This window comes from Aeromonas sp. 2692-1, assembly GCF_013085505.1.
Taxonomy (GTDB): Bacteria; Pseudomonadota; Gammaproteobacteria; order Enterobacterales; family Aeromonadaceae; genus Aeromonas; species Aeromonas hydrophila.
In genome coordinates, this window is the sequence record NZ_CP038513.1 from 3,665,037 (window position 1) to 3,679,424 (window position 14,388).

The 14,388-nt window shown below is 59.0% G+C and carries 11 protein-coding genes; 4 read left to right on the forward strand and 7 right to left on the reverse strand.

Annotation, left to right across the window (positions count from 1 at the left end; genetic code table 11):
- Nucleotides 1-14: 14 nt before the first annotated feature.
- Nucleotides 15-1,049 (reverse strand): class 1 fructose-bisphosphatase, encoded by a 1,035-nt coding sequence (gene fbp / locus E5E97_RS17230; RefSeq protein WP_011705872.1) that lies wholly within the window; start codon nt 1,047-1,049, stop codon nt 15-17.
- A gap of 384 nt (nt 1,050-1,433) precedes the next feature.
- On the opposite strand from fbp, the gene E5E97_RS17235 reads away from it, so the two are divergent.
- Nucleotides 1,434-3,050, forward strand: coding sequence for a peptide ABC transporter substrate-binding protein (locus tag E5E97_RS17235; protein WP_171280625.1), 1,617 nt, complete (start codon nt 1,434-1,436; stop codon nt 3,048-3,050).
- Between the two features lie 49 nt (nt 3,051-3,099).
- Here the strand turns inward: E5E97_RS17235 and E5E97_RS17240 are convergent, their stop codons facing one another.
- From E5E97_RS17240 to sixA, 3 genes are all read right to left on the reverse strand, one after another.
- The gene (locus E5E97_RS17240) at nt 3,100-4,017 is read right to left on the reverse strand and encodes a DMT family transporter (protein ID WP_171280626.1); all 918 of its coding nucleotides are present in this window, start codon (nt 4,015-4,017) and stop codon (nt 3,100-3,102) included.
- Between the two features lie 200 nt (nt 4,018-4,217).
- Nucleotides 4,218-4,424, reverse strand: a complete 207-nt coding sequence (locus E5E97_RS17245; RefSeq protein ID WP_016350921.1) for a DUF1107 domain-containing protein — start codon at nt 4,422-4,424, stop codon at nt 4,218-4,220.
- Between the two features lie 133 nt (nt 4,425-4,557).
- On the reverse strand, nt 4,558-5,025 hold the full coding sequence (gene sixA / locus E5E97_RS17250; RefSeq protein ID WP_118881116.1) for a phosphohistidine phosphatase SixA: 468 nt from the start codon (nt 5,023-5,025) through the stop codon (nt 4,558-4,560).
- 162 nt (nt 5,026-5,187) lie between these two features.
- On the opposite strand from sixA, the gene E5E97_RS17255 reads away from it, so the two are divergent.
- Nucleotides 5,188-7,962 (forward strand): insulinase family protein, encoded by a 2,775-nt coding sequence (locus tag E5E97_RS17255; RefSeq protein ID WP_118881115.1) that lies wholly within the window; start codon nt 5,188-5,190, stop codon nt 7,960-7,962.
- Between the two features lie 309 nt (nt 7,963-8,271).
- Here E5E97_RS17255 and E5E97_RS17260 read toward each other — a convergent pair whose 3' ends face one another.
- The gene (locus E5E97_RS17260) at nt 8,272-8,925 is read right to left on the reverse strand and encodes a thiopurine S-methyltransferase (protein ID WP_171280627.1); all 654 of its coding nucleotides are present in this window, start codon (nt 8,923-8,925) and stop codon (nt 8,272-8,274) included.
- 215 nt (nt 8,926-9,140) lie between these two features.
- Nucleotides 9,141-10,490, reverse strand: coding sequence for a leucine-rich repeat-containing protein kinase family protein (locus E5E97_RS17265; RefSeq protein WP_171280628.1), 1,350 nt, complete (start codon nt 10,488-10,490; stop codon nt 9,141-9,143).
- Between the two features lie 312 nt (nt 10,491-10,802).
- Here E5E97_RS17265 and E5E97_RS17270 point away from each other — a divergent pair, with 312 nt between their 5' ends.
- A complete protein-coding gene (locus tag E5E97_RS17270; RefSeq protein ID WP_171280629.1) occupies nt 10,803-11,567 on the forward strand; it encodes an SDR family oxidoreductase in 765 nt (254 codons plus the stop codon).
- Between the two features lie 51 nt (nt 11,568-11,618).
- A complete protein-coding gene (locus E5E97_RS17275; RefSeq protein WP_171280630.1) occupies nt 11,619-12,446 on the forward strand; it encodes a bifunctional transcriptional activator/DNA repair enzyme AdaA in 828 nt (275 codons plus the stop codon).
- 554 nt (nt 12,447-13,000) lie between these two features.
- Here E5E97_RS17275 and E5E97_RS17280 read toward each other — a convergent pair.
- Nucleotides 13,001-14,197: a hypothetical protein gene (locus E5E97_RS17280; RefSeq protein WP_171280631.1), complete on the reverse strand. Its 1,197-nt coding sequence runs from the start codon at nt 14,195-14,197 to the stop codon at nt 13,001-13,003.
- Nucleotides 14,198-14,388 lie beyond the last annotated feature (191 nt).

The window sequence follows — 14,388 nt, forward strand, 5'->3', positions numbered from 1 at the left end:
TACACCTCTGACGATCAACCCTGATTAGCCGGATCCTCATGGGAAGAGAACTCGCGCATGAAGGCCTCGGCCCGATCCACCATCTTGGTGGAACCCACGAAATAGGGGGTACGCTGGTGCAGCGCGGTGGGCTGGATATCCATGATGCGGCCAAAGCCGTCTGACGCCTTGCCACCGGCCTGCTCCACCAGGAACGCCATGGGGTTGCACTCATAGAGCAGGCGCAGCTTGCCGTTCGGCGAGTTGGTACCGGACGGATAGATGTAGATGCCGCCCTTGAGCAGGTTGCGGTGAAAATCGGAGACCAGCGAGCCGATATAACGGGAGGTATAGGGTCTGTGGGTCGCCTCGTCCCGCTCCTGACAATATTTGAGGTACTTCTTCACCCCGTCCGGGAACTTGATGTAGTTGCCCTCGTTGATGGAGTAGATCTTGCCCTCCTCCGGGATGCGGATGTTCTCGTGCGAGAGGCAGAAGCAGCCGATGGAGGGGTCGTAGGTAAAACCGTTGACGCCAAAGCCGGTGGTGTAGACCAGCATGGTCGAGGAGCCGTAGACCACGTAACCGGCGGCGACCTGGCGGTTGCCCGGCTGCAGGAAGTCTTCCAGAGTGACGCCGGCGCCCGGCTTGCTGACCCGGCGGTAGATGGAGAAGATGGTGCCGACGGAGACGTTGACGTCGATGTTGGAGGAGCCATCGAGGGGGTCGATCAATACCACGTACTTGGAGTGACGGGAGAGCTCGGAATCGAAGGAGACGAAATCTTCCTCCTCTTCGGAGGCCATGCCGCACACTTCGCCACGGGCTTCCAACGCCGCCTTGAAGCGCTCGTTGGCGTAAACGTCCAGCTTCTGCTGCACCTCGCCCTGCACGTTTTCAGCGCCCATGGAGCCGATGATGTCCGCCAGCCCCGCCTTGTTGATCTCCCGGTTCACCACCTTGGCGGCCAAGCGGATGGAGCTGAGCAGCGAGGTCAGCTCGCCGGTCGCGGTGGGATAATCCGCCTGCTTTTTGACGATGAACTCGCCCATGGTGATCATGTTTCGCATTATTGTTCCTTTAAGATCGTTTCCGTTGGCTTTGAAAACGTTTGCACGCATAAACAAAAAAAGTGCCGATCCTCGGCAGCCTTGTTTTGTAACCTAATGTAACGCCTGTTTTTTGTTTTTGCAGCGAATTAAGCCGCTGAATAAACGCGCATCTCCCCCACCTTTTTCGCCCGAAATCGCCCTCAAACTGGTTTCAATCGGTAACTTTTCCGATGTTAATTCGTGGCAAAAACTCACGAAGATGTCGCCATGAGGATGGCAAGATCCCCGCCATGCCCCCTATCTGGGACACATGCCATGGGGGACCTGTCTGCCTCTTGAGATCTCGCCATCAATCCCGCACACTGGCCCGGCTTTGGAAGCAAAAAAACATAAGGATATTCAATGAAAAGGACTCTCATTGCCGGCACGATTGCCGCCCTGTTCGCACTCCCCACCCTGGCAGCCCAGGTACCGGCCGGTACCAAGTTGCTGCCGGCAGAACAGCAAACCTTCATCCGCAACATAGGTACCGAACCCGCCTCCATCGACCCCCAGATGGTGGAAGAGAGCGCGGGCAGCGAAATCGTCAACGACCTGTTCGAGGGGCTCTACACCCTGGACGGGGACGGCAAACTGCAGCTTGCTGGCGCCCTTGGCTACGAGCTTGACCCCACGGGCACCGTCTACACCTTCAAGCTCAGACCCGATGCCAAATGGTCCAACGGCGAGCCGGTGACGGCGGCCGATTACGTCTATGGCTGGCAGCGGGCGGCGGATCCCAAGAATGCCTCCAACTACGCCTGGTTCATCGAGCTAACCGGCGTCACCAATGCCGCCGAGGTCATTCAGGGCAAGCAGAGCCCGGATACGCTGGGCATCAAGGCGCTCGATGCCCATACCCTGCAGATCACCTTGAAAAACCCGGTGCCCTTCTTCCTGAAAACCCTCTCCCACTACACCACCTTCCCGGCGCCGAGGGCAACCATCGAGAAGTTCGGTCATGAGTGGGTCAAGCCGGGCAACATCGTCTCCAACGGGGCCTTCGTGCTCAAGGAGTGGACCCCCAACGAGCGTCTCATCTCCGAGCGCAACCCCCATTACTGGGACAACCAGCATACGGTGCTGAACAAGGTGTTCTATCTGGAGATCGTCTCCGACACCGCCGCCTACAACCGCTATCGCGCCGGCGAGCTGCACTACACCAGCTATCCGCTCGAGCAGTACAAGCAGCTCAAGCAGCAGAGCCCGCAGGAGCTGGTGAGCGTGCCGACCCTGGCCACCTACTACTACGTGTTCAACACCCAGCGCAAGCCGTTCGACAACCCCAAGGTGCGCAAGGCGCTCTCCCTGGCCATCGACCGGGACACCATCACCGAGAAGATCCTGGGGCAGGGCCAGATCTCCGCCTTCAGCCTGACGCCGCCGATAGTGGACGGCTTCGAGCTCAAGCGACCGGCCAGCGAGCGGATGAGCAAGGAAGAGCGGATCAAGCAGGCCAAGGCGCTGCTCGCCGAAGCGGGTTATGGCCCTGGCAAGCCGCTGGATGTGGACATCCTCTACAACACCAACGAGGGGCACAAGAAGATAGCACTGGCCATCTCCTCCATGTGGAAACACAACCTGGGGGTGCAGGCCAAGCTCAACAACATGGAGTGGAAGACCATGGTGTCGGCCCTCAACGAAGGGGACTTCGGGGTCAGCCGCTACGCCTGGAACGGGGATTACAACGATGCCTCCACCTTCCTCGACATCATGACCTCCAGCAGCAGCGCCAACAGCGGCAAGTGGTTCAACAAGCAGTATGACGCCCTGCTGGCCAAGGCCCATGACGCCAGGGATCCGGCCGAACGCAACCAGCTCTATCAGCAGGCCGAGGCCCTGATCGATGCAGAAGCGCCCATCGCCCCGGTCTATTTCTACGTCAAGTCCCGCCTGCTCAAACCCAACATCAAGGGCTACCCCTATCAGAACCCGCAGGATCTGGTCTACTCGAAAGACCTCTATCTGACCGCGCAATAAGGTTCGCTACCCCGCAGACAACAAGACCGCCTTTCGGCGGTCTTTTTTCTCATTCGTCCCGGCAGGCGGCCAACGCCACCCTGCGCCGGCGCAGCACCACAGGCTGCACCAGCAACTGGGCCAGCAGCACCCCAAACAGGGTCATGCCGCCACCGATCAGATGATAACTGGTCAATCTCTCGCCGAGCCAGCTGATGGCCAGAGCGGCAGTCATCACCGGCAGCAGGTTCATGAAGATGGCGGTGCGGCTTGCCCCGAGCAGAGCGATGCCCTGCATCCACAGCCAGGGCGACAGGGCCGAGGTCGGGATCCCCGCATAGAGGATCAACCAGAGCGCCCGGCCGTCCGGCCATTGCCCGTCCACCAGCAGGTAGAACGGGGTGAGGAACAGCAGGCTGCAGAGCACCTGGCCGTAGAGCATGGACCAGTTGTCGAGCCCCAGATCCCACTTCTTGAGCAACACGCTGTAGAGCGCATAGGTGCCCGCCGACAGCAGCATGTACACGGAGCCGATGTGGATGCCCTGGGTAAAGAGGCGAGCGGGATCCCCCTGCCCCAGCAAGATCGCCAGCCCCAGGATGGAGATGACGCCACCAAGCAGCGCCCCCCAGGTGGGACGCTCGTGCAGCAACCAGATGCTGAGCAGCACCGTCATCAGCGGAGTCAGCCCCATCATCAGGCCGATCTCGGTGGCCCCCAGGGTCTGCGCCGCGTAGTAACCGAAGGTCTGGTTGAGCACCATGCCGAGCAGGGCCAGCGCCGCCAGCTGATAGAAGCCGGCGCGCAGCTTGGCGCGATCCCGCCAGGCCCGGTGCGCAAGGAACGGCGTCAAGATGATGGCGGCCACCATCCAGCGCGACCAGGCCAGCGCCGCCGGCGAGAGCACACCCACCGCCAGTTTGCTGACGATGGCGTTGCCGGCCCAGATGGCCATGCAGGAGAAGGGAAACAAGAAGGCAAGTGGCATCACCATATCCAGAAAAAAGCAGCGGGTATTTCTGGCGGCAGTATAGGGGGGTCAACAGGATTAGCAAGCACCGCGCCGCCAGGGCAGAATTGGCTGACACAAAGGGGGTCGAACAGCGCTGAAGAGGCCGGAGGGAGCCCAAAAACAGTCATGCCCGCACGGTGGCGGGCATGACGCAGATCAGCGAGGTGACGAAGCAATCACGCCGCATCCATGTGCAGTCTCGAGATCAACTCGTTGACCTCGACCACGGTCTGACGGTGGGGAATGTCCGCCGACGTGGGCATCATCAGCAGGCCGGACTGGAAGTCAAAGCGTCCTCTGCCGTGGATGTAAATCCGCCCCTTGAAGAAGGTTTTGACATGTTTTGCCACCATCAGCGGCAGGTACTTCTTGAACACTCTCATCGTTTGCAACCTCTTGCAGTTGTATCCGTATGACAGCAGCTTCTGCGAAATAATTCCGTAAATTCTGTATAAAAATCCGGAAAAATCGCGACTCTCTTCCCCAAAAAACCAATCTATAACTTTTTATTAACTTTTAGCGTATTGTATGTGGTCCTTCCAACCAGAGCAAGACCCCCTTGCCATCTTGCCACTCGATACAGGCCAGACCTGAGGTGGCAAACATGGGGGCACCGGCTGCCGGACAGAGGCTCTGCACCAGATATCCCACCAGCGGCAGGTGGCTCACCATCAGGATGCTGTCGTGTTTGGCCGCAAGCGCAGTGAGGTAACTCGCCACGAAGGCCGGATCGCCATAGGGGGTGATGTCACAACTCTCTTCGACGGCCCCTGCCTTGGGTAATTCACTGCATATGCTCTGCCAGGTTTGTTTGGCGCGCAGATAGTTGCTGTGGATCACCCGATCCAGCTGGTCGCCAAGCTGAGGGGCCAGCCAGCGGGCCATGTGGATGGACTCTTCGATTCCCTGCTCGGTCAGTGGACGCTGTTCATCTGTTTTCGCATTCATGCCAGCCTGGCCATGACGCATGATGTAGATTTTCATTACAACCTCGCCCAACGGGCCTGTTTTGATAGCGGGGGGATCTTACCCCGCCATGCCGGGGGAAACAATTGCGCTACCTCTCAGAAAAGGGTTTGCCTCACCGGGTAGCGGGGTCGATAATCATGTTTAAATTCAAATAAATCCAACAAGAGTCACGCGCCAATGAGCCCATATGCCAGTCCCAACGACCATCGGCAGTACCACTATCTGGAGCTGGCAAACCGGCTCAGGGTCTTGTTGATCTGCGATCCCGACACCGACAAGTCTGCCGCCTCCCTGGCCGTCAACACCGGCCACTTCGACGATCCGGCGGACCGGCAGGGGATGGCTCATTTCCTTGAGCATATGCTGTTCCTTGGCACCTGCACCTATCCCAAACCTGGTGAATACCAGCAATTTATGAGCCGTCATGGCGGCAGCAACAACGCCTGGACCGGCACCGAGTTCACCAACTTCTTCTTCGAGATCGACAACGGCTTCTTCGAGGCCGGGCTGGATCGCTTCTCCCAGTTCTTCATCTGCCCCACCTTCGATCCCGAGTGGGTGGACAAGGAGCGCAACGCGGTCGACTCCGAATACCGCCTCAAGCTGCAGGACGACGTGCGCCGCAGCTACCAGGTGCATAAGGAGACGGTCAATCCCGCCCACCCCTTCGCCAAATTCTCGGTGGGCAACCTGGATACCCTGGCCGATCTGCCCGGTCGGGATCTGCGCTCCGACCTCATCCGGTTTTACGAAACCCACTACAGCGCGGATCGCATGGCGCTGGTGATGATCTCGCCAGCCACCATCGAGACCCAGCTCGGCTGGTGCGATCGCTTTTTCGCTCCCATTTTGAATCGCAATTTGGGAACGCCAACCCTCGAGATGCCCCTCTACCGACTCGATGACCTGGGCATTCGCATCCAGATCAACCCGGTCAAGGAGACCCGCAAACTCGCGCTCACCTTCCCGTTGCCCAACGTGGACGAGTATTACGACAAGAAGCCCCTCACCTTCCTGAGCCACCTCATCGGCTACGAAGGGGATGGCAGCCTGCTCTCTCTGCTGAAAGCGAAGGGCTGGGTCAACCAGCTCTCCGCCGGCGGTGGCATCAGCGGCGCCAACTTCAAGGATTTTGGCGTCAACTTCGGCCTGACCCCGCTCGGGCTTGAACACGTCAACGAGATAGTGGCGGCCCTGTTCGGTTACTTGAAGCTCATCGAGCGCGGCGGGGTGGAAGCCTGGCGTTATGACGAGAAGCGCACCGTGCTTGAGTCCGCCTTCCGCTTCCAGGAGCGGGGCCGGGCGCTCGACACCGTCTCCGGGCTGGTGTTGAACCTGTTCAGCTATGCTCCCGATGACCTGCTCTACGGCGACTACATGATGCGCGCATACGACGAGCCGCTCATTCGTCGCCTGCTCGCCAAGCTCACCCCCCACAACCTGCGCCTGACCATCACAGCGCCGGAGCTAGGCACGGACCGGCTGGCCCGCTGGTATCAGACCCCCTACAGCGTGACCACCATCACCGAGGCGGAGAAGATCCGCTGGCAGCAGAGCGAACCGGATCCGGCGCTGGCCCTGCCGCTGCCCAACCCCTTCATCAGCAACCGGCTCGACGTGCGCACGCCCGAGCTCACCGCCGACATGCCCGCCTGTCTCATCGATCGGCCCGGCTTTCGGCTCTGGCACCTGCACGAGCATCAGTTCAGCGTGCCCAAGGGCAACCTCTACATCTCCATCGACAGCGAGCACGCGGTCAAAAGCCCGCGCCACATCGCCATGGCACGCCTCGCGGTGGAGCTGCTCACCGACCACCTCAACGCCCTCACCTACCCGGCGGAGCTGGCGGGGCTCGGTTACCAGATTTATGCCCACCAGGGCGGCTTTACCATCAACCTGAGCGGCTTTGCCGACAAGCAGCCGCTGCTGCTCGACATGATCCTCGGCAACCGCACCCTGGGTTACCCGGATCCGGCCCGCTTTAGCGAGATCAAGGAGCAGCTCATCCGCAACTGGGACAACCAGTCCAAGGCGCGCCCCATCTCCCAGCTGTTCAACCAGCTCACCAGCCTGCTGCAGCCCAACAACCCGCCGTTCGAGCAGCTGCTGCGCCACCTGCGCAGCGTCGAGCTGGGCGAGATGCCCGCCTTCGTGGCGAGCCTCTTTGCCGAGGTGCACGTAGAGACCCTGGTGCACGGCGACTGGACCGCCGCCGAGGCCCTCGAGCTCGCCGCCCTGCTGGAGCGCCACCTCGGCGTCAACAGCCAGCCCAGTGCCGAGACCCGTCGCCCGCTCATCTCCATTCAGGACAGGGGCACCCTCATTCGCGAACAGGGCTGCGAGCATGAAGACTCGGCTCTGCTGGTCTACTACCAGTCGCGCACCACCCGGGCGCGGGATCTGGCCTGCTTCACCCTGGCCAACCACATCATGTCCTCCACCTTCTTTCACGAACTGCGCACCCGTCAGCAGCTCGGCTACGTGGTGGGGGCCGGCAACCTGCCCCTCAACCGCCATCCCGGCCTCATCTTCTACATCCAGTCGCCGGTGGCCGGACCGCAGATCCTGCTGGATGCGGTGGAGGAGTTCATCGACCTGTTTCCGCTGGCCATGCTCGAGCTCACCGCCCGCCAGTGGCAGGACAGCAAGGCGGGCCTGCAGGCCCAGCTGAGCGAGCGGGATGCCAACCTGCGCAGTCGCGGCCAGCGGCTGTGGGTCAGCATCGGCAACAAGGATCTGGGCTTTGATCAGCGCGAAAGGGTGTGCGAGGAGGTGGGCAACCTGAGCCGCGCCGATCTGGTGCGCTTTATCACCCAGCTGAGATCGAGAACGTCGGATCGGCTGATCCTCTGCAGCTATGGCCAGGGCCACGAGCACGACGAGCGCATCACCGGCCAGTTCATCGACGACCCGCGTGCGTTCCGGCTCAATGCCGCCACCTTCGAGGCCTGATCAAACCGCCTGTTTTCCTTCTTGCAGCCAATAAAAAGCCGACCCCGTGGGGGTCGGCTGGAAAAACCATAATCAATTGCGACCAGAGCCGCCAAAAGTGAACATGAGCGTGAAAATCAGACACTGAGTTGATGGTCGGCGGGCAGTCCCAAACCAGAGCGCGCCTGCCGATGACAACAGTGATTGAGAAACAGGCTCATCTTAGGCACTCCCCTCCCTTGTCACGTTGATCTATGTCAAAGGAGGTAATAAAGAGTCAACCAGCTGCAGCTTTATGGCGAATTTTATCGCCTCAGCTCACGCTTTTGGTCAAGCCTCTGGACGGCGCACCAGCCGATAGGCCACCTCGTCGAAGTAGGAGAGCTGGCCCGACAGCACCCTGGGGTGATCGAGCTCGGCCGCTCGCCCCAGCACCTCTACCTGGAAGTGGCGCTCGAACAGGGTGCGCACCTCCATCTCCCCCACCGAGAACGGCGGCTGGCGCTGCTGCTCCGGCTGATATTCCAGAGTCACCAGCAGGATCTGACCACCCGCCTCGATAAGCCGGCTCATCAGCTCGGCATATTGACGGCGCATGGCGGTCGGTAGCGCGATGAGGGCCGCTCTGTCGTAGGCCAGCCGATAGCGGCGGCCAAGTTCGGGGGCGGCGAAAAAATCCCCCTCATAGATGCGCAGGCTGTCGTGCTGATGGCACTGATAAGGCCCCTCGGCACTCACAGTGTCGCTCAGCGTGTTCTCGCTGAAAAAGCTGTTGATGGCGACGGACGAGAGTTCGAACCCGTCGACCGGATGGCCCTGCCCGCTCAGCCAGAGCATGTCGCGGGACTTGCCGCACAGAGGCACCAGCACGGGCTCACCCTGCTGCTGGGCCGACCACCAGGATTGCAGCCAGCGATTGAAATCCGCCTGATGAAAGCCGATCCGGTTCTCTTCCCAACGCTGATGCCAAAATGCTGCTTCCATCCAGTAACCCCTGTCATGTAAAGATGCCTCAATATCACAACTTAGCCCGCTGCACGCAAGCACCAACAAGGCGGCAGCCGCAACTTTTGCCCAAAAAAGCGGAACAAAACAAAAAAGGGCCCGAAGGCCCCCTTTTGACATCTTTTTGTCATCCACTCCTGCTCTTTTTCGCCTGCTTTGCGCCTGCTACTACAGCGACGGCAGGGCGAACCGGATCAGAGCAAAACTGGCTCGGCGCAGATGACCGGCGCCACCGCAGCAAGCCTGGCGGCAATCTCGATAAAATCTGGGCGCGCCGCTACCGCCTCGGCAAGACAGTCATCCACCAGCGCATGCAGGGCATCCAGCCTGTTGTCACGGGGAGCACAGCGGGCCAGCAGCTCTTCCAGCAGGCAGCCGAAGGCTCTCACTTCCAGGCGCTCCAGCAAGCCGGCCAGCCCACCATCGGTTCGCTCATAACAGGAGGCGGCGCCGAAATCCCCGAGCAGCAGCCGCCCCTCCTCTTGCAAGGAGTGCAGCATGTTGTGGGCGTAGAGATCTCCGTGCAGGATGCCGCGCCCGTGCAGATGCAGCGCAGCGCTCGCCACCCCCTGCACCATGGCCAGCAGCGCGGCCGGGGTAAAGCGGGCATCGGCCTGGTAGATGTCACGGGTGCAGGAGTCCAGACTCGGCGGCCCCGCCAGGTTGATAAAGTCAGGGTCTATCAGCGCCATCACCAGCGCCGGGATGCCGGAGGGGTGATCGCCCACCCGCCCCTCAACCCCGACCAGATGGGGATGACGACCAGCCGCCAGCGACACCGCCAGCTCGCAGCGAGGCAGCCCATCACTGGTCACGGCCCCCTTGAAGCACTTGACCGCCACTGCACGCGGCCCCATCGGCGTGGCCAGCTCGGCGCGATGGATGACGCCGGATGCCCCCTGCCCCAGCAGCTCGCCCACCGTCAGCGCAGCCCACGGGATGTCGGCCACCGAGGCACACTGGCCCAGCCGCTGCTCCTGCTTGTCGCTGAAGGGGTTGCCCGCGTACGCCAGCCAGGCGAGACGCGGCAGGCTCACCAGCCAATCCGGGAGCGCCTCGAGCTGGTTGGCGGCGATGCGCACCAGCTCCAGACGCTGGCAGTTGGCGAGGGTTGCCGGTAGCTCGCGCAGGCGATTGCCCGAGAGCATCAGCTTTTGCAGGGCGCCGCACTGACCCAGCGCATCGGGCAGCCGCTCGATGGCGTTGTCGGTCAGGATCAACCAGCGCAGCCCCGCCGGCAGCGACGCGGCAGGCACAGTGGCGATCCGGTTGGCCTTGAAGCCCACCATGGTGAGCGCCGGGCAGCGCCCCAGCACCTCGGGCAGCTCGGTAAAGCGGTTCTCGGAGCAGAAAATGATGCGCAGCTTGCTGAACTCGGCCAGCTCGTCAGGCAGCCGACTCAACTGGTTGCCGGTGAGATCCAGCACCTCCAGCGTCTCTTTGAGACTAAAGATTTCGGGCGGGAACTCCGTCAGGTTTTCGGCGAGTTTGAGGTGGCGGGCGCCGCAGAGTTCACCTGCGCGCAGCTGTTCCAGGGTATGCATGACATCGTCTCTATCGGGGTGGCCGGCTCGCGGCCAGCGGCGCTGCCGGTGGTTGGCCCAGCAGTCAAACCGGCAGTCAAAAAAGAGGGGGCATTATAGAGAATGACGGCCGAAGATCCCTTGTTTTGTTGCCGCAAGGGCCTGCATCGGCGCACGGTACCGTGATAGGGGGCAAAGAGAGCAAGATCCGGGTCGTGTCAGCGAGGGCCGGTTGCCATAGTGGAGCCGAACCAGAGTGGTGTCGAGCCTATTGAGGGTCGAATCCATTACCAACCCTGTGCGCCTGCACAACACACCTGCGAGGGAACTGTCATGTCATCACTGTCCAACAAGGTCGCCATCATCACCGGCGCCAGCTCCGGCATCGGCCGCGCCAGCGCCATCCTGTTTGCCCGGGAAGGAGCCAGCGTCGTCGTCGGCGCCCGCCGCCAGAGCGAGCTGGATCTGCTGGTGGAGGAGATCCGCCACGAGGGGGGCCAGGCGGTAAGCCTGGCGGGAGATGTGAAAAGCGAAACCTATGCCCGCGCCCTGGTGGATCTCGCGCTAACCCGTTTCGGCGGGCTCGATATCGCCTTCAACAACGCCGGCAGCACGGGGACACCGGGCAGCGTGCCGGCGCTTGAAGTGGCGCAGTGGCAAGAGACCCTGGATACCAACCTCACCAGCGCCTTTGTGGGGGCCAAGTACCAGATCCCCGCCATGCAGGCACGCGGGGGCGGTTCGCTTATCTTTACCTCCACCTTCGTCGGCCATACCCTGGGGCTGCCCGGCATGGCGGCCTATGCCGCGAGCAAGGCGGGCCTCATCGGCCTGACCCAGGTGCTGGCTGCCGAATATGGGGCACAAGGGGTGCGGGTCAACGCCCTGCTGCCGGGGGGCACCGACACCCCCATGGGACGGGCCTTTACCGATACCCCGGAGAGTCTCGCCTTTGTGCAGAATATGCATGCCCTCAAACGGCTGGCCCAACCGGAGGAGATCGCCCGCTCGGCCCTCTATCTCGCGTCCAATGCATCCAGCTTTACCACCGGCATTGCCCTGCTGGCCGATGGTGGGGTATCTATTTGTCGCACATGACCTTGTCGCACCCAAGATCCTGCGGCTGCAAACCTATCGTGAGAGCGCCTTATGTCTGATTACGCCCGCATCGCCGATGCCATCCGTTTTATCGCAAGCCAGGTGGCGCGCCAGCCCACCCTGGACGAGATAGCGGCGCACGTTCACTTAAGCCCCTTTCACTTCCAGCGACTGTTCAGCCGCTGGGCCGGGGTGACGCCCAAACGCTATCTACAGGTGCTGACCCTGGAGCGGGCCAAGGCGCTGTTGCAGGAGTCGCGCCCGCTGCTGGAGGTGGCCGATACCCTGGGCCTGAGCAGCGGCTCGCGGCTCTACGATCACTTCGTGCAGCTCGAAGCGGTGACGCCGGGCGAGTACAAGCAGCGCGGCGCCGGACTGGTTATCGATCACGGGGTGCACGACACCCCCTTCGGCCAGGCGTTCGTCGCCCTGACCCCGCGGGGGGTGTGCAACTTCTCGTTTCTCGATGACCAGGCCCCAGAGGCGCCGCTGGCCGCCCTCGCCCAGAGCTGGCCAGAGGCAGAACTTAGGGAGACACCGTCACGCACCCGGGGGGTCATCCACACCATGTTCGATACCAGCAAGGCGCCGGATCGCCCCATCTCCTTGCACGTGAGCGGCACCAACTTTCAGATCAGCGTCTGGCGGGCGCTATTGCAGATCCCGCCCGCCAAGGTGGTGAGCTACGCCCAGGTAGCAAGCGCCGTCGGCAACCCCAAGGCCGCCCGCGCAGTGGGGCTGGCGGTGGGTGTCAACCCCGTCGCCTTGATGATCCCCTGTCACCGGGTCATCCAGCAAAACGGCAAACTCGGCGGCTATCACTGGGGGGAGACCCGCAAACAGGCGATACACGCCTGGGAAGCGGCGAGGTATGAGTGAAGGTGGCTTTTTTCTGCCTGCCTGATGAGGAAAACAGGCATCTTGGTAGTGAGTCAGCAGACAATCAGGCTGCGTCCGACAAGCGTGCGGCGATATAAAGCGGGGAGATCAGAAGAATTCGGGGCGCAGATCGCCCCTTTTGTAGCTTTGGCGAGGCATGGTGCTCATCAATACCACCCAGCGAATTAACGGAGAGACGTAGGGTGCAATAAGCGCAGCGCATTGCACCGTTTGCTTAGCGGTTTTTGTTCAAGAAAGCAGAGACCAAATTAGCGGTGCAATTTCATTGCACCCTACGGCACTTCTTATTAATCTTTTACTGCCTAACGGCGAAAAGAAAGCTTAGAGAATAAATATCCAAGCTTCCGAGGGATATGTATATTGCGATTTGCGATGTCTCTGCCATAACTTCCCTAGTGTATTCAACGCCATATTAAGGTGTGAGTAACGCTACCACGAAACCTAACCATACCACCATAAACAAAAACCCAACGATGGCACCAAAAATGCCAAGCGTTGGGAATCACTTTTAAATGCCTTGTTATGTTCGTAACTTAACGTTTGCGTTTATTAAGGAGACGTTGAAGTAGTTCATTTGCATTTATTGACTCTTTTCTGACATTAAACTCCAAAGTCAATTCTTGCAGGACTGGCTCGGGAAGTGAATCTGCATATATTATTGCTTCAACAGTAACCGTACACGATTCAGTAGCACCGACATAAAGCATCAAATCTGTTTGTATACTACGTTTTGGCTGTAGAGCATTTAACTCATAGGAAAGGCTGTATGAGTTTGCTTCCTTCGTTATCTCAAAGTTTCTATGTTCGTGCCACATCATATGATCGTCTCTTGCTTGTGGCTTTTTAGCCTCAAAAGAACCACCGGATAGGACGACCAAATTACCATTGGAGCTAGTTAATTTTATGCTTATATACAGGTCTCTGGCACCCAATGAACCTTTGTTCTCCATACATAGACATACTGGTTTCAACATATTGTCTGTAACAAAAAACTCAACTATATCTCGGAAATAATCTTTATTCGTACGATTCCCCATCCATGCAACTTCTTCTGAGTCCTCAGATACTGTGTAGTCAGGAATATCGTTGCGATTGATTAACTCAAAATTAGATGTATTAAATGATGCCGACTTACCATTTTTCGTTTTTTTCTCAATGTCAAACCATGAAAGTTCGATATCTGATAGAAGCCCCGAGCTATCTGTACCTCCCACACCAGAACTAATTAACTGTCTAATTTGCATTTCTAAATGCTTTGATAATTTATCTCGAAATTCTACTTGTGATGTAAAATTCTCAACTAGTGCATTTGGGTATGTACGTTTTTTAAACTCCCTAAGGCTTGCTAATTGTTCTAAATCAATATCTTCTAAGTCTTTCTTTGCGTTAGAAAAATATAACATCACCGGCTTACTTGCGCTCGCAACACGATCTATTTCCTCTATCGTACCACTCTCTTTCGCTCCTGTTGGTGAACCAATTTTTGACCAAAAAATCCCAACTAAAAAGTCACAATCATCTACGATTTGTCGATTAATTATTTCTTGAGGTCTTCTCCCATACTCAGGAGAAGAATGAGACTCCCACCTTAATGGTAACAATACAATCTGACGGTCATGGGAGTGGAGGTCATTCCACTCTTGTATTGTTCTAACTGCTATCTCTCGTTCGTCGACAACATCCGATGGTGAGGCTATCAGAACACGAAAAACTTTAGCTTCAAACGCCATTATCAATTCCTTGTATTATAATTTTTCTTTATCATACGGCAGACTAAAAATCGAGTAGTAATTAGAACATAATGCCCAATTAAGGTGTGAGCCACGCTACCACCGCACTCAATTTTGACGCCGCAAATACGGTGCTAAAACCAAACCAAAAATGCAAAGCGTGGGGAATCACTCTTAAATTGTGTGTTAAC